Origin of the sequence: Bradyrhizobium sp. 22 (genome assembly GCF_000482425.1) — a bacterium.
GTDB classification, from domain to species: Bacteria; Pseudomonadota; Alphaproteobacteria; order Rhizobiales; family Xanthobacteraceae; genus Bradyrhizobium; species Bradyrhizobium japonicum_B.
The window spans coordinates 3,590,798-3,616,524 of record NZ_KI519399.1 but is presented as its reverse complement, the minus strand read 5'-3'; the positions used below and the strand labels follow the sequence as shown (position 1 = coordinate 3,616,524).

Sequence of the window (25,727 nt, the reverse complement as noted above, 5' to 3'; positions counted from 1 at the left end):
TCACGAGCCTCCTCACTGATATAATTCTATCACTGGTTGACAACCGCCTCTAAGAACGGTTCATTCGAATAATTTTCAGATCTATTCGCCCGGAGTGATTGCTGTGGACCAAGCGCCTTTCCGGCCATTTTTCACAAACGCTATTTTGGAAGGCAGCGCCATTCTCTTCGTCGGCGCAGGCCTTTCTTTTCTGTGTAAGAACAAAAATGGCGCCACACTACCTAACGGTGAAGTTTTAAAACAACAGCTACACGCTGAAACTGGCACCAGGAAGATCTTTCCTTTGGAGAAGATTTCGAGCTTCTACGTGAAGAAGTTCGGGTCTGCTCGTCTTTACGAATATCTTGTGAACGCGTTAACCGTCCATTCGATGTCAAAGGAACTCATCGATTTTTACAAGCTGCCTTGGCGACGAATTTATACGACGAACTATGACAACGCTATCGAGTTCGCGCGGCATAGCTCACGAGGAAGAGCATCCTACAATCTTCAAGATCCGACAATTGAGATTCCAGACGGCGCAATCGTCCATATAAATGGCTCAATCGAAACTGTTGCCCCGCAGACCATCGCGGAAAACCTCCGGCTCACGGACTATAGTTACGCTAACTCAAATTTTGAATCACAGAAGGAGTGGTGCCAGTTCTTCTTAAATGATCTGCGCGTAACTCGGATGGTCATATTTGTCGGCTACAGCTTGGCTGATCTCGACATTGCCCGACTACTCCTCACAACGGCGCTGCAAGCCAAGACTATTTTCTTCATCGCTCCCGATGCCGACGAAGTTGAAGTTGCGACCCTTGAGCCGTTTGGCGCGGTAAACACGGACGGCATCGAGTCACTCTTCAACTTGATTACCGAGGCTAAGAAGACGTTCCAAAAGTCGGAGCTTTCGCCGACATTCTATTCAATTGCACCGGTAAGCGAACTCAAGGGAGCAAACGCGGATCGCCCGGTAACCGCAAAGATATTTGAACAGTTCGTGTACGGAGCGCTCGCTTTCCCAGAGATCGTCTCTGGCGCATTGGTGGTGGGCAAAACCCCCTTTAATGTGACACGCACGCTAGTTGAGTCTTGCGCGCGAGCGGTAGTTCGCGGAGATGCCCGCGACTTCGCAATTGTCGGCGACCTTGCGTCCGGAAAAACATTCGCTGCGTTTGACGTCGCGAGGATTTTGATCTCGGCCGGCTATCAAGTCTATTGGGTACAAGACGGTAGAAAGCTTGAGTCTGACCTAGATCGGCTTTCTACGATCAACGAAAAGGTTTGCCTTATCGTCGATGGCTACGGCAAGTATATCGACACGGTGCGAAACTACATCCGGCGCCGACCGGCCCATCATGTACTCGTTGTTACGGAAAGATCAGCGACTCACGAGGTAGTCTGGCCCCTGCTCCGCGAACACCTGTTGTCTTCGCATGTTCCCGAGATTGTTCTTGACCAACTCGCGGACAGGGAAATTGCAGATTTCGAAGAGCTTACAAATTTTACGGGATTGTGGACGAAAGAGTTAGCTGGCCGCACCCCTGGCCATCGACGAGGGTACATTTCAGGGGCGCTCAATCGATCTCTCTATAGGTTATTGCTAGAGATCCTAAAATCAGAAAAGGTTAAAACAGAAATTGCATCAATTCTGGCGCCCATCAGTGAAAATGTCGACGCAAGGCGCTTTTTTACTACCGCTCTGATCGTTAGCTTTCTAGGATACAATTTCTGGATCAACGACTGGCAATCGTTCTATCGGATAAGGAACGTCCGGGATCTTCTTCGGAAATACTCCGATCAAATCAGACACTTTGTCGTCGTGGATGCGTCCTCAATTCGCCCAAGGACGAACGTCACCAGCCTTTTCATGCTACAAAACTATGTTGACGATGAAACGATCTGCGAATGTCTCGCAGACATTTACGAAGCGGCTGTAGCGAACCAAAACTCTGATTCCGAATTTCGAGACGCTTACTTTAATTTGACGCGATACAACGTGATCGAGCCACTATTTTCAGAGCGCAACAAACTGAAAATGCTTGTGAAATACTACGAGACTATTCGGCCGATAGGAGATACCCGAAACAACCCCGACTATTGGTTGCAGCTCGGCATCGCATCCACGATCGCTTCGCAATTTTCTGACGCAGAAACCGCGTTCAAGAATGCTTATGCCCGTGAGAACTCGAAGAACCGTCCAAATACGGTTAGGATTGATAACTACTACGCCAGATTTCAGCTCGAACATGCGGCTTGGATTGATCGGCCAGATCAAGCATTTCGTCTGTTCAAATCTGGATTCAACCTTCTCCTCAAGCAAATTTTCAAGGACGACAATCGCCATTACCCGTTCAAGGCCGGTCGAGCACTAGCCGGTCTAGCCGCAAAGCACTTTGACCATTGGTCGGCAATCGAACAACAATCGTTCGCGGGCGGATGCGCGACTCTGCTCAAGAAAGCTCAAGAATGGACTGCCAAAAACAAATCCCATGAGGATGTTAGTGCGATGATAAGAGAGATCAACGTGATCCAGAAGCGAATCGGAAAGTGATCATTCAAGATTCTTCTCTCTTAAGTTCAAATCTTCCTCCAATTGCCCTACGCCCTCGCCATCTTCGATCTCGACGGCACGCTGGCCGACAGCTTCCCCTGGTTTCTGCGCACCATCAACGACATCGCCGATCGTTTTGATTTTCGCCGCGTCGCCGCTGAGGACATCGAAGGCCTGCGGCATGCCTCGACGCGCGAAATCCTCAGCCACCTCGAAGTGCCCTTGTGGAAGCTGCCGGCGATCGCGCGGCATGCGCGGCGGTTGAAGGCGGAAGCGGCCAGCGAGATCGAGCTTTTTGCCGGCGTCGAGACGATGCTGCGGACGCTGGCTGATAACGGCGTGCAACTCGCGCTGGTGACCTCCGACAGCGAGGCCAATGCGCGCGAGAAGCTCGGGGATGCCGCGGCGCTGTTTTCGCATTTCGACTGCGCGGCGGCGCTGTTCGGCAAGCCCGCAAAATTCCGCCGGGTCGTCAAACACGCCGGCGTGGAGCTGGACCAGGCGATCGCGATCGGCGACGAGGTCCGCGACATCGAGGCGGCGCGCGCCGTCGGCATTGCCTGCGGTGCGGTGTGCTGGGGTTACGCGGCGCCGGCAGCGCTGCGGGCGCTGGGGCCGGACCATGTGTTCGAGCGGATGGACGAGATTGTGCCGATACTAGCTCGGACGCGTAGGGTGGGTTAGCCGAGCGGATGTGCGAAGCGCATCTGTTCGGCGTAACCCACCATGCTTCAGCGATGCGGGACGAAATTGGTGGGTTACGCCCTGCGCAGCCCTACTCCGTCCTGCGCAAGAATGCCCCGAACGCCCTTGGGCCGTCGCCGGTCTTGACCTCGCCGATGACCTTCAACTCAGTGGCATCGATGATAACAAGCGTGTTGCTCTCCCAGCAGGCGACGATGACGCGCTTGCCGTCGGCGGTCGCCGCGATGCCTTCGGGATAGTCGCCGACATTGATGCGCTTGATCGGTTTCAGGCTCGCGACATCGAACACGCTGACCGTGCCGCCATATTGGTCGGTGACGAAGCCGCGCCCTCCCGTCAACGCCACGGCATAGGGTCGCAGGCCGACCGGCACGCGACCGATCTCGCGCCCCTCCGCAATGTCGATCACGGAGACCTCGTCGGAGCCGACATTGGCGGTGTAGGCCCGCCTGCCCTCGGCATCGATGGTAACGCCGAACGGACGGGTGCCGACCTTGATCGTCGTCTTGCGCTGTCGCGTCGCGGTGTCGACCACCGAAACGCTGTCGTCGTCACGGTCCGCCGAGAGCAGCAGCCTGCCGTCCGGCGTCAGCACCAGCCCCGACGGCGAGGCGCCGACCGCGATGCTGGCGGTCACGCTGCGCGAGGCCGCATCGATCACCCGCACGGCGGCCGCGTACCAGTCGGCGACGTAGACGGTCTTGCCATCTGGCGCCACGGCGATGCCGAGCGGGCCGCCGCCGACCTCGACGCGACCCGCCACCTGCCGCGCGGCGGCGTCTACCACCGTCACCGCCTTGGCATCGGGGCTGGTGACATAGGCAAGGCGCCCGTCGGCGCTGACGGCCACACCGGCCGGCTTGCCGCCGATCGGAATGGTTGCCACCGCGCGAAGGTTGCCGAGGTCCACGACCGTCAGATCGTCGCTGAGCTGGTTGGTGACGAACGCTTCCTCGGCAGTCGCGCTGCCGAAGCCCGGGCCAAAAGCAGCACAGCAAAGGCCAGCGGCGAGCGCCGCCAGGAGCAGCGCCCGCAAGGCCAGTGCCCGCACGATCAGCTACCGCTCTCGATCTTTTTCTTCAGCGCCTCGAGCCCGGTCTTGTAGAGCCCGCTCACCGCGGTCTTGGCGGCTTCGTCGTTCAGCTCCGGCGGCGGATCGTTGTTGGGAAAGCCGCGGTAGAACGCGCCGGCCCATTCCACCTTCGACTTGCCGTCGGGCGCGGGCGACACCGTCAGGGTCGAGGAATAATTGGTCACGGGGAGCACCTTCACGTCGACCTTGGTGATCCGGTACGAATAGCTCAGCATGTCGGGCTCGTACTTGTAGAGCTCCTCCTCGACCGTCGCACCGCCTTGCAGGGTCAGCGTCCGCGTCGCGCCGACCTCGTTGCCCTTCTCGCCCGTGGTCTTGGTCACCGGCGGCAGCCAGCTCATGTCCTGAAAATTGCGGATCGCGGCCCAGACCTTGTCCTGCGGCGCGTTGATTTCGATGGATTCGCGCACCTTCTGCCGGGTCGGGCCATGGGCCCAGGCTGGTGAAAAAGCCGGCGCGAGCGCCACCGTCAAAGCCGCCGCTCCCGCGGCCGTCAGAACCGCCGCCACGGCTGTGCGCCGTCCAATCGTCACCCTCATTCTCGTTTCCTCATACGTCCCGTTGATCGTGCGCGACTTTGGGCGCGCTGCAGTCATCCTAGCGCATTTTGGGGCCGAGGGGAGACCGGTTCGTGGCGCCGTTGCGGCGGCGCCCGGCGCGCCCCACAAGCTGTTGCGCGGCCCAACGCGCGAAACACCCACGGGAAGGTCAATGCCTCCAGCTCAAAACAATTCGCTTTACTAGAATTCGGAAATGTCGCATATCTCGACCACCTCAACCCGGGCCGAGGGGCGGATCGCGATCGTCACGAACGCGGGTTGGGAGGTGGTGGACGCGGGCCGCGTCGCGCGCCGTCGGTTTGCAGGGCGGGTCACACCGTGAGCAGGCAACGCGCGCACACGACAGGCGCAGCTCGCGTACGGCAAAATCGTGTGGTCCTGGCGCCCGGGGTTCTGGCGTCAAGCTTTGCGGCGATGCGGCGGCCAACCGGTGCGCACATCGATCCGCCGCAAGGCGACGGGGGCAATAGTGCAACGCTCCCCGGGGAGAGCACGACATAAGCCGTCAACCCACTGCGCAGGGAAGGCCGGATGTTTTGGCTTCACCTGTATGCCGCTGTGCAGCTTCCTTAAGCACACGCTTTCGCACAGTGGACCGCGGGTGCCAGCCGGCACCCGGCCTTCCCTGCGCCCTCGGCACATTTGAGGGTGGTGAATGCAGCAAAGCTCGGGCGAACTCTGCCGCGAGGATGCGAAACCGTGCCCACCAATCGACAACGGTCTCGTGCCCCGGACGCTGCGCAGCACCATAAGCGCGTTCACGCGCGTCTTCGACGCGCTATGGTGATGCGCTGCAGAGCCGGGGCCCATGCAACAGCGCGACGTGCAGCCCCTGGGTCCCGGCTCTGCGCCGCAACGCTCTCGCGTTGCAGCTTGTCCGGGACACCAACGTGGCGAGCCGATCAAGCCGCGTCGGCGGGCCTCACCCGCCGAGCGATCTCCGCGCCCTTCTCCCGCTCGACGACACCGATGTCGTACTGCCCCTGCAGGTCCAGCCAAAATTGAGGACTATTGCCGAAATACCGACCAAGTCGCACCGCGGTGTCAGCCGAGATACCTCGGCGTCCATTCAAAATATCGGTGATCCGTCCCGAGGGAACGCCGATGTCGAGTGAAAGCCTGTTGGCGCTCAGCCCCCGCGCAACCAATTCGCGCTTGAGCAACCGGCCGGGATGAACGAGCGGAGCCATGGATGTCAGCCCTTGTGATAGTCGACGATTTCCACCTCGTAGGCATCGCCCTTGCTGAATTCGAAACAAATGCGCCAACGCTCATTGACCGTCATCGCCCATTGTCCTCTGCGATCGCCCTTCAGCTTGTGCAATCCGACGCTCTTCAACGGACTTAGATCGCCGAGCGATTTCGCAACATTCAGTGCAAGCAACAACTCGGCCGCCGCCTCGAAATCGAGTCCGCGAAACTGGTTCGGGCGCTCACCATCCCAGACCTTACGGCTCGCGGCGTTCCGCCAAGATCTGATCATGGCAGAAATATACTACGGAAGCCGGTGAATGACAATGGACGGTGCATTCACTCCCCCAGCGCCGCCTCAACGAACCCGCGCGGATCGTTGCAGAATTCGCGCATCACCCGGTAATGATCGGTCTCCTCCACCGTCACGGGCTCGAGGCCGTGCTTGGTCAGCCGCAGCAATCGCGCGTTGGGATAGGCCATCAGCATCGGCGCATGGGTGGCCATGATGACCTGGCAATTGCGGGAGGAATCCATGCGGTGCAGCAGCTTGAGAAACTCCATCTGGCGCGCCGGCGACAGCGCGGACTCCGGCTCGTCGAAGATGAAGATGCCCTGCTTCTGGCACCGCTCCTCGAAGAAGCGCAGAAAGCCCTCGCCATGGGAGTAGGACAGGAAATCGGGCGGCGTGCCCGAAACTTCATCGAGAAATCTGGCAACGGAGAAGAAGGTCTCAGCGCGGAAGAACCAGCCGTTGGTGATCTTCGGCACCCAGCCGGCGCGAAGCGCGGCCGACAACTCGCCCCCCATGATCTCGCGCGCGTTGGAATGATCGACCGGGCGATAGCCCTTGCCGCCGCCGGCGTCGTCAAAACCCGCGAGCGCTGCGATACCTTCCAGGATGGTCGACTTGCCGGTGCCGTTCTCGCCCACGACGATGGTGATCGCGGTGTCGAAGCTCAGGTCGAATTCCTCGCGGAAGATCGGCAGACAATACGGATATGCCTCCCAGTCCGGAACCAGCGCGCGGTCGAGCCAGACGCGGCGGAGATAGGGAGCAGGCAGCCTGATGTCGCGTTGTCGCCCTCGCATATTCACCACTCCCTGCCCTGTCCGAGAAAGCTCGCAACCCATAGAACATATCAGGAACAGACATTCAAAAGAAGTGGCTTCAGCAGCCACGACAAGTTCAGGCTGCAATCTAGTCCAGCGCCTCCAGCACCAGCTCCATGGTCATCAGCACCGGATTGTCGCCGCGGACCAGGCGCCCCTCCGCCAGGCCGCAGGTATAGTCGACCAGCGCAACGTCGAGCGCCGCTTCGAGTGCGCCGGAGGGCCCGGGCGCGACGAGCCCGGCCGTCACCGCCAGTTCGGTCGCAAACGGCTCGGTCACCCCGCCATGGGTGAAGCGCGCGCCGATGGTCGAGCCGACGCCGCCATGGATCCGCGCGCGCGCGATACCGTGCGTGCGACAAAACGCTTCGAGCGAGCCGGCAAAATCCTGGTTCGGCCGCAGCCGCAGCGCGAAGGCACGGCGCGTCGTGCGCGCGCCGCTGCGCGCGGCTGCCACCGGCCCGAACAGCTTGAAGTTGGTCTCGGGATCGGGTTCGGCGGTGAACATCGCGCCGTCGATGCCGAAGGCGTCGACCTCGAACGGTTCGGCGACGACAGTCTCGTCCGGCAGCATGTGGCCGCCGCCGGCCTTGCCGTCCGCCTCCGTCCACAGCCCATGGCAGTGAAAGAACGGCGCGCCGTCGCGCGTGCCGAGCGTCAGGCTGCCGAGCCGCGTGCGGGTCACGCCGCCGGGCCGGTACGTATCGCTGTAGAACGCGGCGTTCTCGCCGGTCTTCGACAGCGCCGGCATCACATAGGCGAACGGCCCGAGCGCGCCGTGCCGGAAGTTGAGCACGCCGCTCGCAAAACCTTCGGCCGCAAAGCCGCGCCGCGCGGCTTCCAGCAACGGCAGGCCCGCTTGAAGCGCGAACGAGAAGGCGCGCCCCCTCGCCTCCACCCATTGGATGCGCTCTGTGACGGGCGCGCCCGGCTGCTTGATATTCCGCATCGGCTGCGCTCAGCCGGCCTTCGTCTTGTCGAGATCGAGCAGGCCGCGCGCCTCGAGCTCATCGCGCACCATGCGCTTCGGCACCTTGCCATAGCCGGATTTCGGCAGCGCATCCCAGAAGAAGAAGCGCTTCGGCATCTTGTAGCGCGGCACCTTCGGGCCGAGGAATGCCGCCATCTCGGCCTCGCTCACCGCCTTCTCGCCCTCGCGCGCCACGCAGACGGCAACGCCGACCTCGCCCCAGGTCGCATCGGGCACGCCGAGCACGGCGACCTCGCCGACCGCCGGATGCGTCAAAATCTTCTCCTCGATCTCGCGCGGATAGATGTTGGAGCCGCCGGAGATGTACATGTCGGAAGCGCGGCCCGTTATGTAGACGAAGCCCTCCTCGTCCATGTGGCCGAGATCGCCGGTGCGAAACCAGCCATTGCGGAACGCCTTGGCATTGGCTTCGGGATTGTCGTAGTAGCCGGCGAGCACGGCAGGCCCGATCACGCAGATCTCGCCGCTCTGGCCCGCCGCGAGCTCGCGGCCCTCGTCGTCCTGGATCGAGACCTGCATGGCCGTGCGCTCGAAGCCGCAGGTGCCGATCCTGGCATGCGGACTGTCCTCGGCGTCGTGCAACGCCGCCGGCAGCACGGTGATGTTGCCGGTGACCTCACCGAGGCCGAAATATTGCACGATGACCTTGCCGAGCTTCTTCAGCGCGGTCTTCTGGTCCTCGCGATACATCGGCGCACCCGCATAGATCACGTGACGCAGCGAGGAGTGATCGTATTTGTCGACGGCGGGATGCTCGACCATCATCTTCAGGATCGTCGGCACGGTGAAGAGATTGGCAACCCGATGCGTCTCGATCAGGCGGAACGCCTCGTTGATGTCGAACTTCTCGGTCGGCAGCAAGACGGTGCAGACGCCGCGCGCGGTCTGCACCAGCTGATGCACACCGGCGCCATGCGACAGCGGCGCCACCACCAGCGATGCGTCGTTCTCGGTCACGCCGGGCGTGAGATCGGCGAGATGGTTGGTGACGACGAAGCCCATCTGGCCATGGGTCAGCACCGCCGCCTTGGAGCGCCCGGTGGTGCCCGAGGTGAAGAAGAACCAGCAGGGATCGTCGTGCTCGACGGCAGCGTTCTCGACCGCCTCGCCGGCCCGCGAGGCGATGGCCTCCGCAACCGACGTCTCGCCGAACGCGGCCTTGCCGTCGACGCTCCAGGTGAACTCCAGCGCGCCGCACTTCACGGCCGCCGCGTGCTCGGGAAAATCGACATGGCACAGAAACGCCTTCGCCCCGGACGCCTCTGCAAGATAGGTGACCTCGTCCGGCATCAGGCGGAAATTGGTGGGCACCCAGACCGCGCCGAGCCGGAATGCGGCGAACATCGACAAGAACATCTCGTCGCCATTCTTGGAATGGACCAGGATGCGGTCGCCCTTGGCGATGCCGCGCGCAGCGAGCGCAGCCGCCAGCGCCGAGACCTGCGCATCGATCTGCCGCCAGGTCCAGGATCTGTCACCCCAGACGAAGCCGGGACGCCCGCCGTGCCGCCGCGCATTCTGGGTCAGCATGTAAGCGAGATTCATGACGCGGCGGGACATGCGCAGGGGCTGCATCGGGCTTCCTCTTCGAGGGCGGACGGCGCGCTCGCCGCCCGCTCATTGCGGCCCATTTATCGCCATCGCCCGCGGCCCTGCAAGGCTGCCGGCCGCACACCTGCCCTACGGCTGCTTGAACGCGAACGGCGTTGCCGTGATCGTCTGCGTCTTGACGCAGGCCTGCGGGCCAAAGCCGCCGCAAAAGCTGCCATGCAGATCGAAGCGGATGCGCGCAGACCCTCGCTTCGTCCGCGCCGTCATGATCCTGTAGCGGAGGACACGGCCGTCGAATACCTTGCGCACGCTGCCGTCCGGCAGCGTCACCAGGATGTTCATGTCGCAGCCGCCGGTTCCGCAATAGGTGGTCTCGCGGTCGCCGCATTTGGTGTCGCTGAAATCGACGATGTAGTCGTCGCGGCCATCGCCGGTGAGGTCGGTCCGGCGCACCGTATCGGGCGCAAAGCTCACCGCGCCGCCGTCCTGGCTGGTGCATTCCTCATTGGCGTAGCGCAGCGCCTGCTGCACGCCGGGGGGATAGTCGGACGGATTGAACGGCTTTGCATCCTCGGCACGTGCGGCGGAGGCGATCAGGGCGAGCAGAAGCATCAGGTGGCGCATGCGCGTTGGTCGCGGGCGCGGCCGCAACCGTTCAGGGAATTTTAAACATGATCGGCGCACCCTCGCTCAGTTCTCGCGTGCAGAGTGCCGTATCATGGTCAAAGCGCCCGCCGTCCTCCTGTTGTCGCTGGCGCTCGCCGGATGTGCCGTGGGTCCTCAAGCCCACCTGGCGCCCGATCCTGCCTTCAAGCCCGCCCGTTATGCCTGGGATGGCGCCGGCGAGGATCCCAATCGACCGCATGCAGCCTCGCAACCGACACGCGCCGCGGCCCGATCCGAGCGCGAGAGGTCGCAAGCCGGGCTTCAGTCGGCTTCGAAGGAATGGTGGCAGCAGCAGGACGGCAGCGCGTCCGAGCAGGACGCCAGGGTCAACCGCTCCCTGGTCATCTGCCAGGGATGCCTGCGCCCGCAGCAGCAGCCCGAAGATTCCAGGCTCGCCAAAGCCGCCGATTGAACGGATACAGGCCCGCCGCCTGCGGCTGGCGGGCCTGCCGATATTGGCGCGCTATTGTCCGTGCTTGAGCATGTCCTGGTCGGTCAGGTCCCAGTCCTGCCACAGCTGCAGCATGCCGAGCAGCACGAGCACGGCGCCGAGGCCGGTATGATAGACACGGAGAAAGCCTTCACCGGAATAGCCCAGGACGTAGGGCGAAGCGATGAGCCACAATCCGATCAGGATCGTCGTCACCTCCTGCCAGCGCTGCAGGGCGACATATTCGAGCTGGCTGATGCCAAAGACGACCAAGCCGACTGCGACCGTATTCAGGATCGCCGTCTGCTGTCCGGTAATCCCTGGATCCTGGATCGGGAACCACGGCGAGGCCACGATCGCCGCGCCGAGCAGCATCCCGCACCAGTCTTCCCAAGTTCGATGAGTCTTCAAGAAACCGAAGTCCGACATCGTACCCTCCTATGACAGAGGCACACGTCGGCGGCCGGCGATCACGACTTCCGAATGTCCGCGACCCTGCCGGCCGCATTCGGACGCATGTCCTGCAAAGGACGTGGGAACCGGCGGCGGCTGCGCAAGACCGGGGTTGAGGATTATTTCGATGACCGCGCGACGTTCGGCGCTCACGCCGCACTGCTTCTATAGCGCGCCGAGCTTCCTCAACGATTCCTGCGCGGACGACAGGCCGGGCTTCAACTCCAGCGCCTTCCTGAAATCGGCGATCGCGCCCTGCTTGTCGCCGAGCCGCAAGCGAGCCTGTCCGCGGTTATTCCACGAGAACACGTCCGAGGGATCGTATTGCAGCGCCTTGTCGTAGTCCGAAAGGCCGCCCTTGTTGTCGCCCTGGTAGAGTCGGATCATGCCGCGATTGCGCCAGCCGCGCGCGTCGGTCGGCGCAAGGCGGATAGCCTCGCCATAATCGGCGGCGGCGCGGTCGAGCTGCTCGCTGTCACGGTAGACGTTGCCGCGGTCGATATAGGCGAGCAGATCGGGCGCCAGCTTGATCCGCATCGTGTAGTCGGCAAGGGCATGCGCCATGTCGCGCTTGCGGTAATACACCAGGGCCCGGTTGCCGTAGGCCATGGCATAGTTGGGGTCGCGCTTGATCGCAGCGTCGAAATCGGCGAAGGCGCCGTCGAGGTCGCCCTTGTTGAAGCGCGACTCGCCGCGATTGCTGTAGGCCAGCGCCAGCGACGGATCGAGCTTGATGGCCTGGTCGTAATCGGCAATGGCGCGATCGTAGTCGCGCTTGAACGAATAGACGCGGCCGCGATTGTTGTAGGCGCAGGCATAGTCCGGAGCGAGCCTGACCGCTTCGTCGAGGTCGAACAGCGCGGCATCGAGCTCGCGCTTCTCGGTCAGGCCATGGCCGCGGTTGCAATAGGCGCCGGCGAGCCGCTTGCCGCTCTCGCTCCTCGTCTCGATGACGCTGGAGCAGGCCTTGACCCGCTGGTCGGGCGTGCTGGCCAGCCCGACGCATGCATCCCAGGCGGGACCGCCTTCGGCCGCCGCCGGCGCCGTTGCGATCAGCACGGCAAGCAACGCCATGAGAGTGAGCGGGACACGCATTTTACGGATATCTCCCCTGCGGCAACCTAGCTTGGTCGCACCTTGGCAAGCACCGGTTCAGGCGCCTAGATCAGGCGGAGACAGCACGTCGGAAGGATTTTGCATGGCCGCATCGGTACGGGACAACAAGGACAGGAGCCGCTTCGAGCTCGATGTCGGCAACGACGTCGCCTTCGCCAATTACCGGCTGACCCCGACGGCGGTCATCATCACCCATACCGAGACGCCGCGCGCGCTGCGCGGCCGCGGCATCGGTTCCGAGCTGGTCAAGGGCGCGCTGGAGCTGATCCGACGCGACGGCCGGAAGGTGATCGCCGGCTGCGGCTTCGTCGTCGATTATCTCGACCGGCATCCCGAGGATGCGGATTTGGTCGCCTGAAAGCAGAAGGGCCCGCGCGCTGGCGGGCCCTTCCGTCACGACCGACGCTCGGTCAGTGCTTGATCTCCGGCGGTAGCTTGCCGCCATTGGCGGCGAGCTTGGACATCACCTGCTTGTGCAGCCAGACGTTCATGCTGGCGGAGTCGTTCATGTCGCCGCTATAGCCCAGCTCCTTGGCGAGGTCCTTGCGTGCCGCCAGGCTGGAATCGATGTCGAGCGATTTCATCAGGTCGACGATCGAGGTGCGCCATTCGAGCTTCTCGCCCTTGTGCGCGGCCGCCGCCTTGTCGACGATCGCCGCGATGTCGACCGCGGCCATCGGTGTGGCAGCCGGCGCCGATGTCCCCGGCGCGGCTCCTGCGGGCGCACTGCCCGGCGCTGTGCCACCGGCGGGCGCGGCGGAAGCCGGCTGGCTTCCGAAGATCGCGCTCATGATTTTCCCAAAAATGCTCATATCTGCTCCCCGAAAAGGATCCGTTGGAAGGGCTTGCGTGGCACTTATAGACCAAGTCACTGCGTGGCGCCCGCGAAGTTCTGCGAACCGATACGCAGCATCAGCTTATCTGCGGCGAAATGACGACCGAATGACGTCGCCAAAGTTGCGCTGCGGCATCGAATCTCACCCAAGCGTGAGGGACAGGACTCGGAAATAGGCGTACGCTTTGCGCTCAGCTCGCGATGCCGTCCGCAATTCGCGTCTGGTCGGACTCGCGAAACTCAAGAATGGCGGCCGCACGCGCCGTTTGCCGGCGCCGAATTCGGCCGCTCGGCAAGGGAGCTAGCGACCATGGCCACACTCTACCCGGGCAATGTCCCCACGATGGACCGGACCGCAGATGCGACCGGACCCGTGATCCGAACCATTGAACTCTCCGATCTACACGACGCGCTCCGGCGCGGCTGGGAGGATTTCAAGGCCGTTCCGAGCCATGCCATCATCCTCTGCGTGATCTACCCGGTGTTGGGCCTCGTGCTCGCCCGCGTGGTGATGGGCTATTCGGTGCTGCCGTTGTTGTTTCCGCTTGCCGCCGGCTTCGCGCTCATCGGCCCCTTCGCGGCGCTCGGTCTCTATGAGCTTTCCAGCCGGCGCGAACGCTATGAGGAAGCAACCGCCTGGGACGCGATGGAGGTGCTGCGCTCGCCCTCGTTCGGCGCGATGCTCGGCCTCGGCGTGCTTCTGCTCGCTTTGTTCGTGACCTGGGTTGCAACCGCGCAAGCGATCTATATCGCAGCGTTCGGCTATGAGGGCGTCACCGGCGTCTCGGACTTCATGACGCGCGTGCTGACGACGCAGCAGGGCTGGTGGCTGATCGTGGTCGGCTGCGGCACCGGCTTCCTGTTCGCGCTCGCCGCACTGTGCCTCAGCGTCGTGTCATTCCCCTTGATGCTCGATCGTCATGCCGGTGCGTTCGAGGCGATGAGCACCTCGCTACGCGTCGTCGCGAGGAACCCGGTGCCGATGGCGGCTTGGGGCCTGATCGTCGCGGCGCTGCTGGCGCTCGGCACCATTCCGGCGTTCCTCGGCCTTGCCGTGGTGGTCCCCCTGCTCGGCCATGCCACCTGGCACCTCTACCGCAAGGTGATCGTCTCGGAGCCCGGTGCACGTCCGGTGCCGCCCCCGCCGCATCGTCCGCGCAAGCCGGCTGCCGACTTCCCAGCCAACCTCTTCCCCTGGCGCAACAGGCCGGACGCCTGACGATATCGTGACATGCGATCCTGCCGAGCTTGAGCTTGAATTCGGCTCGGGCAGGATCGCGCCCTGTCCCACGCCTTGCTTTGGCCGCGGTTCCGACCGAGATTGCGCTGCCGGTCAGATCGCTTCACGGAATTCATTACCTCGAATGACCTCGACGATTTCTCGTCTCGCTCTCGCAGCCTTCGCCCTCTCCGCGTCAATTCTGTCCGCCCAGCCAGCGTTCGCCGCGGTTGCCTGCGGCTCGGGTAATTTCGATGCCTGGCTTGCGGAGTTCAAAACCGAAGCTGCGGCCAAGGGCATCTCGCAACAGGCCATTGCCTCGGGTCTCGCCGGCGTGACGCCGGATCAGAACGTGCTCAACCGCGACCGCTCGCAAAAGGTCTTCGCCCAGAGCTTCGAGGAATTCTCCGGCCGCATGGTGCCGCCGCGATTGGAGCGCGGCTCCAACAGGATGAAGCAATACGGCTCGGTGCTGTCGCGCATCGAGCAGGCCTATGGCGTTCCCGGCGAAGTCCTGGTCGCGATCTGGGGCCTGGAGACCGACTTCGGCGTCAACACCGGCAAGTTCGCCACGATCCGCTCGCTCGCAACGCTGGCCCATGACTGCCGCCGGTCCGAGCAATTTCGTGCCGAACTGATGGACGCGCTGCGCATCGTCCAGCGCGGCGATCTGGCGCCAGCTGAGATGAAAGGCGCCTGGGCCGGCGAGCTCGGCCAGACCCAGTTCATGCCGTCGTCCTGGATGAAATACGCGGTCGATTTCGACGGCAATGGCAAGCGCGATCTGCTGCACAATGCGCCCGACGTGCTCGCCTCCACCGCCAATTACCTCGCCGGCTATGGCTGGCAGAAGGGCAAGGACTGGCAGCCGGGCAGTCCGAATTTCGAGGTGCTCAAGCAGATCGATCTCATAAACTGAATATATATTCACTATACCTATGCGAATCGCGCAGGAAGGACTTGGGTCAGGAAGCTATGCGATCGGCTTGCCTAGCCTTCGCACGCAACTTATTTCTACAATGATCCAGATCAATGGTGTGCACTTAACTCCGTGATTCCACGGAGTTTTCTTCATGCACCTTGATGCCTGCGAGCAAGCTTTGTGCAGGAGCGCCGTCCGGTTAATCGTCCGTTACCTTCGCTATGCATCCACCGCCTAGCTGCATCGCAACATCGGAACTTTCGCACTGCACCACTCTCCTCTATATTCATTTCAACGATGAGGCCCGGGCAAGGGCTGAATCGAACTACAGGAGACTACCAATGCTGCTCTCGCTCATCCGCATGATCCAGGCCTTCCGGGACTATCAGCGCAATGTTGCCGAGCTGTCCCAGCTCAGCGATCGCGAATTGGCCGATATCGGCCTTGATCGCTCGGACATCCCGCGCGTTGCCGCCGGTCAGTATCAGGGCTGAAATCGTTCAGCCCTCAACCGGACGAACCGATAGCGCCCGCCTCGTGCGGGCGTTGTCGTGTCTGGAGGCAGAAAACTCGATCTCGGCGATTCCACTGGCCACCGAAAAGCGCTACCTGTCCGCCCCATGACAGGACCCCTATCCAACCCCGTGCACGTGATCGGCGCCGGCCTCGCCGGCTCTGAAGCCGCCTGGCAGGTCGCGAAGGCCGGCGTGCCCGTGGTGTTGCACGAGATGCGGCCGACCCGCATGACCGAGGCGCACCGCACCGACGGGCTCGCCGAGCTCGTCTGCTCCAATTCGTTCCGCTCGGACGATGCCGCCAACAACGCCGTCGGCCTGCTGCACGCAGAGATGCGCCGGCTCGGCTCGCTGATCATGCGCGCGGCCGACGCCAACCAGGTGCCGGCCGGCGGCGCGCTGGCGGTCGACCGCGATGGCTTCTCGGCTGCGGTGACCAAGGCTCTCAACGACCATCCCCTGATCGAGATTGCCCGCGGCGAGATTTCCGGCCTGCCGCCGGCCGATTGGAGCAATGTCATCGTTGCCACCGGTCCGCTCACCTCCGCTCCCTTGGCCGAGGCCATCCGCGCGCTGACCGACGAGAACGCGCTCGCCTTCTTCGACGCGATCGCGCCGATCGTGCACCGCGAGTCCATCGACATGTCGGTGGCCTGGTTCCAGTCGCGCTACGACAAGGTCGGTCCCGGCGGCAACGGCGCCGACTACATCAACTGCCCGATGACCAAGGAGCAGTATGACGGCTTCGTCGCTGCACTGATCGCGGGCGAGAAGACCGAGTTCAAGGAGTGGGAGACCAACACGCCCTATTTCGACGGCTGCCTGCCGATCGAGGTGATGGCGGAGCGCGGCCCCGAGACGCTGCGCCACGGCCCGATGAAGCCGGTCGGTCTCACCAACCCGCACGATCCCGCCACCAAGGCCTACGCGATCGTGCAGCTGCGCCAGGACAACAAGCTCGGCACGCTCTACAACATCGTCGGCTTCCAGACGAAGCTGAAATACGGCGAGCAGCAGCGCATCTTCCGCACCATTCCGGGGCTGGAGAACGCCGAATTCGCCCGCCTCGGCGGCCTGCATCGCAACACCTTCCTGAACTCGCCCAAACTGCTCGACACTCAGTTGCGCCTGCGTGCGCAACCGCGGCTGCGCTTTGCCGGCCAGATGACGGGCTGCGAGGGCTATGTGGAATCGGCTAGCGTCGGCCTGATCGCCGGTCTCTATGCGGCTGCGGACGCGCGCGGCGAGGCGCTTGTCAGCCCGCCCGGAACGACCGCGCTCGGCTCGTTGCTCGGCCACATCACCGGCGGCCATATCGAAACCATCGAGCCGGGCACGCGCTCGTTCCAGCCGATGAACATCAATTTCGGCCTGTTCCCGCCGCTCGCGACCGTGCCGACCAGGAAGCCCGACGGCACGCGGCTGCGCGGCAACGAGAAGACGGTGGCCAAGAAGCAGGCGCTGAGTGCGCGGGCGCTCGCCGATCTCGATCGCTGGATCGCCGATCATCTGCGCATGGCCGCCGCCGCGTGAGTTGTCGATGAGCCTCCTCAAAGACGACGCCGCAGCGCTTTCGGCGCGCTGGACCGAGGGCGTGCTGCTCAAGCGCGACGTGTTCTCGACCGTCGAGCGCGGCCGCTTCCGCGGCGAGAGCGGCGAGGTCGACGCCGTACTGCGCCGGCTCGACGAAGTGCCGTGGTGGTCGTTCCTGCTGGCGCGGCACCTGTTCGCCCGCGAGAAGCATGCTCTGGCGCGCGCCAAGGGCCTCGATGTCGGCCCCGAGCTGCTCTGGGCCGGACAGCGCGCCCTGGTGCGCGGCTTCGTCGACGGCGCCGCATTGCATCTGGCAAAGCCCCATGGCGACCTCGCCTATTTCCGTTCGGCCAAGGCGGCGCTGCGCCGGCTGCGCCGTGCCGGGATCTGCCACAACGATCTCGCCAAGGAGCAGAACTGGCTGGTCGGGCGCGACGGACGCGCCTATGTGACCGACTTCCAGCTCGCGGCCTGCTTTGAGCGCCGCGGCCGGCTCTACCGCATCCTCGCCTATGAAGACCTCCGGCATCTGCTCAAGCACAAGCGCACCTATGCTCCGGAAGCGCTGACACCGCGCGAGCGCAAGATCCTCGCCAAGAAGTCGTTCGCGGCGAGCCTGTGGCTCGCCACCGGCAAGAAGGTCTACCGTGCCATCACGCGCGGCCTGTTCAACTTCACCGACCGCGAAGGCGGCGGCCGCCGGCTGGTCAATGATGCACCGGTGCTGACTGCGTTGATCCGCAAGAATCCGGCCGTGCGCGATACCGCCATCGTCGCCTTCGCCGACCGTCGCTCCGGCGTCGGGCTCTATGCCTTCGTCGAGGCCGATCAGACCGCACTCGAAGGCCAGTTGCGGAGCGAGCTCGCCGCCGCCAAGGGCCCGAAGCCGCCGGAACACATCCAGGTCGTGCACGCGCTGCCGCGCGACACCAGCGGCAAGCCCCGCACCGAGATCCTGCAGCTGGTTGCCATGAACCAGCTCGACCTGATCGAGCCGATGATGAAGAACGACCAGGACCGCGCCTTCCTCAAGGACATCCTGGAACAGCGGAAAAACCTGCGCGACCGCTTCAACTTCGAGGCGGACCTGCCAACGAGCTGACCGGGCTCCCCGCGCCTTGAAGCGTCCACATTGGCGATAGAGAAGTGGGTCGGATCATTCGGGGCGTGGCGGGATCATGGGCATTAAGGGGACGGTGATGCGTCGTGTCGTTGGCGGCCTGATCGCGGGCTTCCTGCTGCTCATGGCCGCGCCCGCAATGGCGGACTCGCCCGCCGAGCTGATCTCCAGCTTCCGCCTCAAGCACGGCGAAGTCCGTGTCGTCCGCGATGCCATTCTCGACCGCATCGCCATGGACCAGGCCCGCGCGATGGCCGCCAAGGACAATCTCAGCCACGACGCCCTCGGGCCGTTCAACCGCCGTGTCGCGCCGGCCGGCGCGGGCCGCGCCGCCGAGAACATCGCCTACGGCTACGACAATTTCGAGAAGACGCTGGGACAGTGGATCGACTCGTCCGGGCATCGCAAGAACCTGTTGCTGCACAACGCCTCCCGCGTCGGCATCGCCAGCGCCAAGAACGCCAGCGGCAAGCGCACCTACTGGGCCATGGTGATCGCGGGCGACTACGAGCCCAAGGGCAAGGGCAAGAAGAAGGACAAGGAGCCCGTCGTTGCCGTGAAGCGCGAGGCTGCGCCCGCGAGCAAGCCAAAGTCCAGCAGCTGTCACATCAAGCTGCTCAGCCTCTGCATCTGAGGCGAGCCGGGCTATCTTGCTCAGGCTCGGCAACGCGCCTAATCCAGGCACGAGATCGCAAGACGCGGAGGCCAGCACTTGATCGACCTCGACCGAATACGCGCCGACACACCGGCCGCCTCGCGGCGCGCATATCTCCACAACGCAGGCGCCGCCCTGATGCCGGTGCCGGTGGTCGCGGCCATCAAGAACCACATCGATCTGGAAAGCGAGATCGGAGGTTATGCCGCCGCCGACCGCGAAGCCGACCGGCTCGACGCGGTCTACGGCTCGGTGGCGCGTCTGCTGAATGCCGCACCCGACGAGATCGCGCTGGTGGAGAACGCGACGGTGGCCTGGCAGATGGCGTTCTATTCACTGCCGTTTCGGAAAGGGGATCGCATCCTGACCGCCGAAGCGGAATACGCCGCCAATTATGTTGCCTTCCTCCAGGTCGCCAAGCGCACCGGCGCGGTCATCGACGTGGTGCCGAGCGATGCCAGCGGCGAGCTCGATGTCGACGCGCTCGAACGGATGATCGACGAGCGGGTGAAGCTGATCGCGATCACTTGGGTTCCGACCAATGGCGGGCTGGTCAATCCGGCAGCCGCGGTCGGCAGGATCGCCCGGGCGCACGGCATCGCCCATCTGCTCGACGCCTGTCAGGCGGTCGGCCAGATGGAGGTCGATGTCGATGCCATCGGTTGTGACATGCTGTCCGCCACGGGACGCAAATTCCTGCGCGGTCCGCGCGGCACCGGCTTTCTCTATGTCCGCCGCGCCATGCTGCAGCGGCTGGAGCCGCCGATGATCGATCACTTTGCCGCCCCCTGGGTTTCCCGGGACGCCTATCAACTGCGGGACGATGCCCGCCGCTTCGAGACCTGGGAGAACAATTACGCAGCCCGGCTTGGCTTGGGCGCGGCTGTCGACTACGCCCTCGAGATCGGCATCGCCCCGATCGCACAACGCTGCCGCCTGCTTGCCGGCCGCCTTCGCAGCGGCCTTGCGAATGTTCCCGGCATCACCATTCGCGACCTCGGCCGCGCGCCGGGTGCCATCGTCAGCTTCACCATGGACGGGCACGAGGCGGACGCCATTGTCGCCAGCGCCGCTGCTGCCGGCATCACGATCGGCGCCTCGGACCCGTCGAGCACGCGCATCGATGCCGAGCTTCGCGCATTGCCGCATGTGGTGCGGGCGTCACCGCATTATTACAACATTGAAGCCGAGATCGACCGGCTGATCGCGCATCTGGCGGGTTTGGCCCCTCGATAGGAGAAGCGTGCCGCTCACGTGCAGCGCGCGCTCAATCCAGATGCACTGAGCCTGGCCATCACCTCGTCGAGATGCGCGGCATCGCGGGTCTCGATGACGAGCTGCAGCAGCGTCGCTTTGGCCGGTAGCTCGGAGAAGGTGCGCTGGTGCGAGACCTCGATGATGTTGGCACCGGCTTCGGCGAGCAGCGCGGCCACCGCGGCCAATTGCCCGGGTCTGTCAGGAATATCGAGCGAGAGCTGGGTCAGCCGCCCTTCGCGCGCGAGCTCGCGCGTGAGCACGGATGCGATCAGCCGCGTGTCGATATTGCCGCCGCTCAGGACGAGACCGACCTTCTGGCCGGCAAAGCGGGCCGGATCGGACATCAGCGCGGCGAGGCCGGCGGCGCCGGCGCCCTCGACGACCGTCTTCTCGATCGAGATCAGGGTCGCTACCGCGCGCTCGAGTTCGGCTTCGTTCACCAGCGCAATGTCGTCGACGAGGCGGCGGACGATTTCGGTGGTGATCTTGCCCGGCGATTTCACCGCGATGCCTTCGGCCAGCGTATCGCCGCGCGCCGGCAGATTGCCGCCGTGAATGGCGTTGTACATCGAAGGATAGAGCCAGGCCTCGACGCCCAGAATTCGCAATGACGGCTTGATCGCTCTCGCGGCGATGGCAATGCCGCTGATCAGGCCGCCGCCGCCGATCGGCACGACCAGCGTATCGAGCTCGGGTACCGCTCGCATCATCTCCAGCCCGACAGTGCCCTGCCCCGCGATCACGAGCGGATCGTCGTAGGGATGGACGAAGATCATGCCACGGGATTCGCCGTGCTGGCGCGCGAACGCGGCGGCCTCCTCCAGCGTCGCGCCGGTGACGACCACTTCCGCGCCGTGATGCCTGGTGTTCTCGACCTTCACCATCGGCGTGCCGATTGGCATGACGATGGTGGCGGGAATGCCGAGCCGCCTGGCGTGATAGGCGACGCCCTGGGCGTGGTTGCCGGCGGACATGGCGATGACGCCGCGCGCACGCTCCTCCGGCGTCAGCGCGGTGAGACGGTTGAGCGCGCCGCGCTCCTTGAACGACGAGGTGAACTGGAGGTTCTCGAACTTGAGCCAGATCTCGCAACCGCAGATGTTGCTCAGCGTGCGGCTGTAGCTGCAGGGCGTCTCAACGACGGCGCCGCGAATGATATCGGCGGCGGCATGAACGTCACGAGGTGCGACCGGAAAGCCGCCGAGATCGGACGATGTGATTTGGGACAACTCAGCCATGGGACAGCATAGAGCATCGGGCGGTTCGAGGCGATAAGCCAGCCGCTATTTGGTAAATTCCCGGGAACGTGAAGCCCGCCACAGCGTCCAGAGCGTGCGCAGCCGCGACGTCGGCTGCAGTGCGAACGGATTGCGGCCGGGCTGCGACAGGCGCTTGATATCCGTCCTGACCTGGCTCAGCGGCAGAAACGCCGGGCGCGCCGCTTTCGGCACGTCCGCCAGCAGCGACAAGGCCGTGGTCAAATGCTGCTGCGCCTCGCCGGCGAGCTGCTCCAGCACGGCCCGCAGGTTCGGCGTCTCCTTGCCCGCAAACACGTCTTCCATCCGGCAGCCATGGCTCTCCAGCACCTGCTGCGGCAGGAACAGCTGCCGGTGCGAGGCATCGCGCGGCAGGTTCACGATGACCTGCGCGATGCCCTGCGCCAGCCCGGCATGCCGGGCGAGATGTTCGACCGCCTCGGACGTCGGCGCCAGAATCCGCGCCGCCAGACCAAACAACGCCGAACAGGTCGCGGCCAGATAGCCCTCCAGCGCCGCCATGGTCGGCATCGGATCGTTGTAGAGGTCGAACTGATGCTCCTCGACGAGCAGCGACAGCGGCTCGACCGGCAGGTTAAAATCACGGATCGCACGCAGCAATTCGGCAGCAACCGGATTGCCCTCGGCGCTGCCGTGGACGAGGCCTGAGAACAGGTCGGTCCACCATTGAAAGCGAATCTCGCCGGGCAAGGGCTGGCTGACCTGGTCGCGGACGCGGACGATCTCGACGTTGAAGGCGTAGAGCGCAAGCAGTGCGCGGCGCTCGGGGGCGGGCACGAACAGCGTCGCGGCATAGCGCGGAAAGTCGTGGCGGCGCACGAGATCGGCGCAGACGGCGACGGAATCGGGCGGCGGCGCGCCGCTGCTCATGGCACCGCGATCAGCGCAGCCGCGACCCGCCGCCGCTCGCCGATCATGATGTTGTAGGTGCGCACGGCGGGGCCGGTCTGCATCGTGTCCAGCACCACCCTCACCGCCTTCAAGGCCTGGCGCAGCTCCGGCGGCGGCAGCCAGAGCCCGGTTCCGGTGCCGATCAGGAGCGTGTCGATGCCGCCCGCGGCTGCGAACACCCTGTCCAGCGAATAGCGGTCGATCTTCTGGGGATCCGTCACGTCCCAGGCCCAGATCGCCTCGGGCAGGCACAGCAGCGAGCCCCGGTGTGACATGCCGGCGAAGGCGAAGCCGCCCTTGCCATAGGCATCGATCGGCGCCGAGCGCGGGAAATGCGGTGCGTTGGGATCGCCGGCCATGTGCTTCGTCCGAATGAGCCTATTGCCCTCGCAAACGCCTGCGAGGGCATGCGGTTCGGATCACGCCTTGCTTTTCTTCGCCGGCGGAGCCTCGTCTTTCGCATCCTCGCGATGCTCGCCGACGCCGAGATAGATCAGGATCGGGGCCGCAATGAAGATCGAGGTATAGGTACCGACCAGCACCACGCCGAACATCATCACCGCGGTGAAGCTGTGAATGGCATGGCCGCCGAACAGCAGCAAAGCCAGCAGCGCCAGCGTCACCGTGAAGTGGGTGATGATCGAGCGGGACAGCGTCGAGTTGATCGACTCGTTGAGTAGCTGCGGCATCGGCATCTTCTTGTACCGACGCAGCATTTCGCGGATGCGGTCGTAGATGACGACGGTGTCGTTGAGCGAATAGCCGAGGATGGTCAGAAGCGCGGCGATGCTGGTGAGGTCGAAATCGACCTGGCTGATCGACATGAAGCCGATCGTCAGCACGATGTCGTGCACGTTGGCGATCATGGCGCCGAGCGCGAACTGCCACTCGAACCGGAACCAGAGATAGATCAGGATCGAGACGATCGCGAGCATCAGGCCGAGCATGCCGTAGGCCAGGAGCTCGCCGGCGACACGCGGACCGAGCACCTCGACGCGGCGATACTCGATGGAATCACCGAGCGCGGTGCGGACCTTCTGCACGGCATCCTGCTGCGCCTTGTCGCCGCCGGGCTGTTCGGCAACGCGGATCAAGACGTTCTCGGGCCCCCCGAACTGCTGCAGCTGGATTTCGCCGAGACGCAAGCCATCCAGCGTCGTGCGCATCGCCGCGATGTCGGCGGCACCGGACTTGGCCCGAACCTCCAGCAGCGTGCCGCCCTTGAAGTCGATGCCGAGGTTCAGCCCGTGGGTGAAGAACAGCGTAATGGCGACGATCGACAGCGCCGCCGAGATCGGGAAGCTGATGCGGCGGAAGCGCGTGAAATCGAAATGCGTGTCGTCGGGGACGATACGCAGCGACGGCAGCACGCCGAGCGCGGCGACCACGGTGAGGACGGCAATCAGAATGCCAAGCCCGATGAGAACGTAGTATGTCACGGTCTTAGCTCCTAGATCGGCACGCTCTGCGGCCGCTTCCACCGCACCCACCAGGCGACGATCAGCCGGGTCAGGGTGAAGGCGGTGAACACCGTGGTGATGATGCCGATGCCGAGCGTCACGGCGAATCCGCGCACCGGGCCGGTGCCGATGTAGAACAGCACCGCGGCGGCAATGAAGGTGGTGATGTTGGAATCGAGGATGGTCGCGAGCGCCCGCTTGAAGCCGGCATCGATCGCCGAGATCGCGTTGCGGCCGCCACGCAGCTCCTCACGGATGCGCTCGTAGATCAGCACGTTGGAGTCCACCGCGATGCCGACGGTGAGCACGATGCCGGCGATACCGGGCAGCGTCAGCGTGGCGTTGAGCAGCGACAGCAGGCCGAAGATCATGGCGACGTTGATGGCCACCGCGATGTTGGCGAACACCCCGAACAGCCGGTAGGTCAGCAGCATGAAGATGACGACGAGGATCGAGCCGACGTAAGCCGCCAGCTCGCCCTTCTCGATCGAGTCCTGGCCGAGGCCCGGACCGACGGTGCGCTCCTCGACCACCGTGAGCGGCGCCGGCAGCGCGCCGGCGCGCATCAGGATCGCGAGATCGTTGGCGGACTGGACCGTGAAGCTGCCGGAGATCTGGCCCTGACCGCCGGTGATCGGCTCGTTGATCCGGGGCGCGGAGATCACCTTGTTGTCGAGCACGATCGCGAAAGGCAGCCCGACATTCTCTTGCGTGGCCTGCCCGAACTTGCGCGCGCCCGAAGTATTGAACTTGAAGCTGACGACCGGCTCGCTGGTACGCTGGTCGAAGGTCGCCTGGGCATCGATCAAATCGCCGCCGGCGACCAGGACCTGCTTCTTGACCACGTAGGGCGTCGGCGGCGGCGACGCGCTCATCAGCAGCTCGGAATCCGGCGGCAACCTGCCCTGCTGCGCCTGGTCCGGCGACACGGTGGTGTCGACCATGCGGAATTCCATCTTGGCGGTCTCGCCGAGCAGCTTCTTCAGGCGGGTCGGATCCTGCAGGCCGGGGACCTGAACCAGGATGCGGTCATTGCCCTGGCGCTGAATCACGGGCTCGACGGTGCCGAGTTCGTTGACGCGGCGTTCGACGATCTGGATCGACTGCTCGATGGTCTTGCGCAGTCGATCGAGCATGGCGGCCTGCGGGACGCTGAGGCGGATCACCCCGCCGCCGGCATCGCTCACCTCGAGGTCGCGCTGACCGCTCGATCCCATCAGGCCGCCCAGCGGCTGAGATAATTCGCGCAGCTTGGCGAGCGCCGCCTGCACGTCGGATTCCTTGGTGATGCGAACTTCGGCCGCGTCGTTGCGCACGGTGACGCCGCCGGTGAACCCGATCTTGGCATCGCGCAGCGTCCGGCGGACGTCGTCGCGGACCTGGTCGAGCCGTTCCTTCTTCACGTAATTGGAGTCGACCTCGAGCAACAGGTAGGAGCCGCCCTGGAGGTCGAGGCCGAGCACGAGCCGGCGCTGCGCCCAGGCCGGCCAGGTCTTGACCTGGGCCTCGGGGAAGAAGTTCGGGACCGCGCAGAGGCACACGATCAGCGCCGTCAGGATGATCCCGAGCGCCCTCCACCGCGTGAAATACAACATCGACTGGACCTGTCAGATCAGGAGACTTGAGATGCTCGCGAAC

At 64.1% G+C, this 25,727-nt stretch carries 27 protein-coding genes; 11 read left to right on the top strand and 16 right to left on the bottom strand.

What is annotated here, in order from left to right:
• Positions 1–103 precede the first annotated feature (103 nt).
• Both K410_RS0118505 and K410_RS0118500 read left to right on the top strand, forming a co-directional pair.
• On the top strand, positions 104–2,536 hold the full coding sequence (locus K410_RS0118505) for an SIR2 family protein (protein WP_155253479.1): 2,433 nt from the start codon (positions 104–106) through the stop codon (positions 2,534–2,536).
• Between the two features lie 42 nt (positions 2,537–2,578).
• Entirely contained in the window at positions 2,579–3,220 is a 642-nt protein-coding gene (locus tag K410_RS0118500; RefSeq protein WP_028136271.1) for an HAD-IA family hydrolase, read from the top strand.
• 91 nt (positions 3,221–3,311) lie between these two features.
• Here K410_RS0118500 and K410_RS0118495 read toward each other — a convergent pair whose 3' ends face one another.
• From K410_RS0118495 to K410_RS0118460, 8 genes are all read right to left on the bottom strand, one after another.
• Positions 3,312–4,277, bottom strand: coding sequence for a YVTN family beta-propeller repeat protein (locus tag K410_RS0118495; RefSeq protein ID WP_028136270.1), 966 nt, complete (start codon positions 4,275–4,277; stop codon positions 3,312–3,314).
• Between the two features lie 17 nt (positions 4,278–4,294).
• A complete protein-coding gene (locus K410_RS0118490; protein WP_028136269.1) occupies positions 4,295–4,873 on the bottom strand; it encodes an SRPBCC family protein in 579 nt (192 codons plus the stop codon).
• Between the two features lie 923 nt (positions 4,874–5,796).
• Positions 5,797–6,084 carry a HigA family addiction module antitoxin gene (locus K410_RS0118485; RefSeq protein WP_028136268.1) on the bottom strand — a complete coding sequence of 96 codons (288 nt, stop codon included), beginning with the start codon at positions 6,082–6,084 and terminating at the stop codon, positions 5,797–5,799.
• Between the two features lie 5 nt (positions 6,085–6,089).
• Positions 6,090–6,377: a type II toxin-antitoxin system RelE/ParE family toxin gene (locus K410_RS0118480; protein WP_028136267.1), complete on the bottom strand. Its 288-nt coding sequence runs from the start codon at positions 6,375–6,377 to the stop codon at positions 6,090–6,092.
• Between the two features lie 47 nt (positions 6,378–6,424).
• Positions 6,425–7,177 carry an AAA family ATPase gene (locus K410_RS0118475; protein WP_028136266.1) on the bottom strand — a complete coding sequence of 251 codons (753 nt, stop codon included), beginning with the start codon at positions 7,175–7,177 and terminating at the stop codon, positions 6,425–6,427.
• A 109-nt stretch (positions 7,178–7,286) separates the two neighbouring features.
• Positions 7,287–8,147, bottom strand: a complete 861-nt coding sequence (locus K410_RS0118470; protein WP_028136265.1) for a PCC domain-containing protein — start codon at positions 8,145–8,147, stop codon at positions 7,287–7,289.
• Between the two features lie 9 nt (positions 8,148–8,156).
• Positions 8,157–9,764: an acyl-CoA synthetase gene (locus tag K410_RS0118465; protein ID WP_028136264.1), complete on the bottom strand. Its 1,608-nt coding sequence runs from the start codon at positions 9,762–9,764 to the stop codon at positions 8,157–8,159.
• 105 nt (positions 9,765–9,869) lie between these two features.
• Complete coding sequence (locus K410_RS0118460; protein ID WP_028136263.1) at positions 9,870–10,364, bottom strand: hypothetical protein; 495 nt, start codon at positions 10,362–10,364, stop codon at positions 9,870–9,872.
• A gap of 94 nt (positions 10,365–10,458) precedes the next feature.
• On the opposite strand from K410_RS0118460, the gene K410_RS0118455 reads away from it, so the two are divergent.
• On the top strand, positions 10,459–10,818 hold the full coding sequence (locus K410_RS0118455) for a hypothetical protein (protein WP_028136262.1): 360 nt from the start codon (positions 10,459–10,461) through the stop codon (positions 10,816–10,818).
• 51 nt (positions 10,819–10,869) lie between these two features.
• On the opposite strand, the gene K410_RS0118450 is transcribed toward K410_RS0118455, so the two are convergent.
• On the bottom strand, positions 10,870–11,265 hold the full coding sequence (locus K410_RS0118450) for an SPW repeat protein (protein WP_028136261.1): 396 nt from the start codon (positions 11,263–11,265) through the stop codon (positions 10,870–10,872).
• Between the two features lie 189 nt (positions 11,266–11,454).
• The gene (locus K410_RS0118440) at positions 11,455–12,384 is read right to left on the bottom strand and encodes a tetratricopeptide repeat protein (protein ID WP_028136260.1); all 930 of its coding nucleotides are present in this window, start codon (positions 12,382–12,384) and stop codon (positions 11,455–11,457) included.
• 103 nt (positions 12,385–12,487) lie between these two features.
• Here K410_RS0118440 and K410_RS0118435 point away from each other — a divergent pair, with 103 nt between their 5' ends.
• Positions 12,488–12,763: a GNAT family N-acetyltransferase gene (locus K410_RS0118435; protein ID WP_028136259.1), complete on the top strand. Its 276-nt coding sequence runs from the start codon at positions 12,488–12,490 to the stop codon at positions 12,761–12,763.
• Between the two features lie 52 nt (positions 12,764–12,815).
• On the opposite strand, the gene K410_RS0118430 is transcribed toward K410_RS0118435, so the two are convergent.
• The gene (locus K410_RS0118430; RefSeq protein WP_028136258.1) at positions 12,816–13,217 is read right to left on the bottom strand and encodes a DUF3597 domain-containing protein; all 402 of its coding nucleotides are present in this window, start codon (positions 13,215–13,217) and stop codon (positions 12,816–12,818) included.
• 333 nt (positions 13,218–13,550) lie between these two features.
• Between K410_RS0118430 and K410_RS0118420 the strand changes: the two genes are divergently transcribed.
• From K410_RS0118420 to K410_RS0118390, 7 genes are all read left to right on the top strand, one after another.
• Positions 13,551–14,459, top strand: coding sequence for a DUF2189 domain-containing protein (locus tag K410_RS0118420; RefSeq protein ID WP_028136257.1), 909 nt, complete (start codon positions 13,551–13,553; stop codon positions 14,457–14,459).
• 145 nt (positions 14,460–14,604) lie between these two features.
• The gene (locus tag K410_RS36965) at positions 14,605–15,378 is read left to right on the top strand and encodes a lytic murein transglycosylase (RefSeq protein ID WP_049820090.1); all 774 of its coding nucleotides are present in this window, start codon (positions 14,605–14,607) and stop codon (positions 15,376–15,378) included.
• 344 nt (positions 15,379–15,722) lie between these two features.
• Positions 15,723–15,875, top strand: coding sequence for a DUF1127 domain-containing protein (locus tag K410_RS38490; RefSeq protein ID WP_007590701.1), 153 nt, complete (start codon positions 15,723–15,725; stop codon positions 15,873–15,875).
• Between the two features lie 126 nt (positions 15,876–16,001).
• Positions 16,002–17,429: a methylenetetrahydrofolate--tRNA-(uracil(54)-C(5))-methyltransferase (FADH(2)-oxidizing) TrmFO gene (gene trmFO, locus K410_RS0118405; RefSeq protein ID WP_028136256.1), complete on the top strand. Its 1,428-nt coding sequence runs from the start codon at positions 16,002–16,004 to the stop codon at positions 17,427–17,429.
• A 7-nt stretch (positions 17,430–17,436) separates the two neighbouring features.
• The gene (locus tag K410_RS0118400) at positions 17,437–18,531 is read left to right on the top strand and encodes a serine/threonine protein kinase (RefSeq protein ID WP_028136255.1); all 1,095 of its coding nucleotides are present in this window, start codon (positions 17,437–17,439) and stop codon (positions 18,529–18,531) included.
• Positions 18,532–18,628: 97 nt separating this feature from the next.
• Positions 18,629–19,183 carry a CAP domain-containing protein gene (locus tag K410_RS0118395; protein ID WP_028136254.1) on the top strand — a complete coding sequence of 185 codons (555 nt, stop codon included), beginning with the start codon at positions 18,629–18,631 and terminating at the stop codon, positions 19,181–19,183.
• Positions 19,184–19,261: 78 nt separating this feature from the next.
• The gene (locus tag K410_RS0118390; RefSeq protein ID WP_028136253.1) at positions 19,262–20,440 is read left to right on the top strand and encodes an aminotransferase class V-fold PLP-dependent enzyme; all 1,179 of its coding nucleotides are present in this window, start codon (positions 19,262–19,264) and stop codon (positions 20,438–20,440) included.
• Between the two features lie 14 nt (positions 20,441–20,454).
• Here K410_RS0118390 and K410_RS0118385 read toward each other — a convergent pair whose 3' ends face one another.
• The 5 genes from K410_RS0118385 to secD are packed head-to-tail and all read right to left on the bottom strand — an operon-like array spanning position 20,455 to position 25,684.
• Positions 20,455–21,699 carry a threonine ammonia-lyase gene (locus K410_RS0118385; protein WP_028136252.1) on the bottom strand — a complete coding sequence of 415 codons (1,245 nt, stop codon included), beginning with the start codon at positions 21,697–21,699 and terminating at the stop codon, positions 20,455–20,457.
• Positions 21,700–21,744: 45 nt separating this feature from the next.
• Positions 21,745–22,608 carry a phytoene/squalene synthase family protein gene (locus K410_RS0118380; protein WP_028136251.1) on the bottom strand — a complete coding sequence of 288 codons (864 nt, stop codon included), beginning with the start codon at positions 22,606–22,608 and terminating at the stop codon, positions 21,745–21,747.
• Entirely contained in the window at positions 22,605–22,988 is a 384-nt protein-coding gene (locus K410_RS0118375) for an Mth938-like domain-containing protein (protein WP_028136250.1), read from the bottom strand. The genes K410_RS0118380 and K410_RS0118375 overlap by 4 nt, the downstream gene beginning before the upstream one ends.
• 60 nt (positions 22,989–23,048) lie before the next feature.
• Positions 23,049–24,068: a protein translocase subunit SecF gene (secF, locus tag K410_RS0118370; protein ID WP_028136249.1), complete on the bottom strand. Its 1,020-nt coding sequence runs from the start codon at positions 24,066–24,068 to the stop codon at positions 23,049–23,051.
• Between the two features lie 11 nt (positions 24,069–24,079).
• On the bottom strand, positions 24,080–25,684 hold the full coding sequence (gene secD / locus K410_RS0118365; RefSeq protein WP_028136248.1) for a protein translocase subunit SecD: 1,605 nt from the start codon (positions 25,682–25,684) through the stop codon (positions 24,080–24,082).
• Between the last annotated feature and the right edge of the window lie 43 nt (positions 25,685–25,727).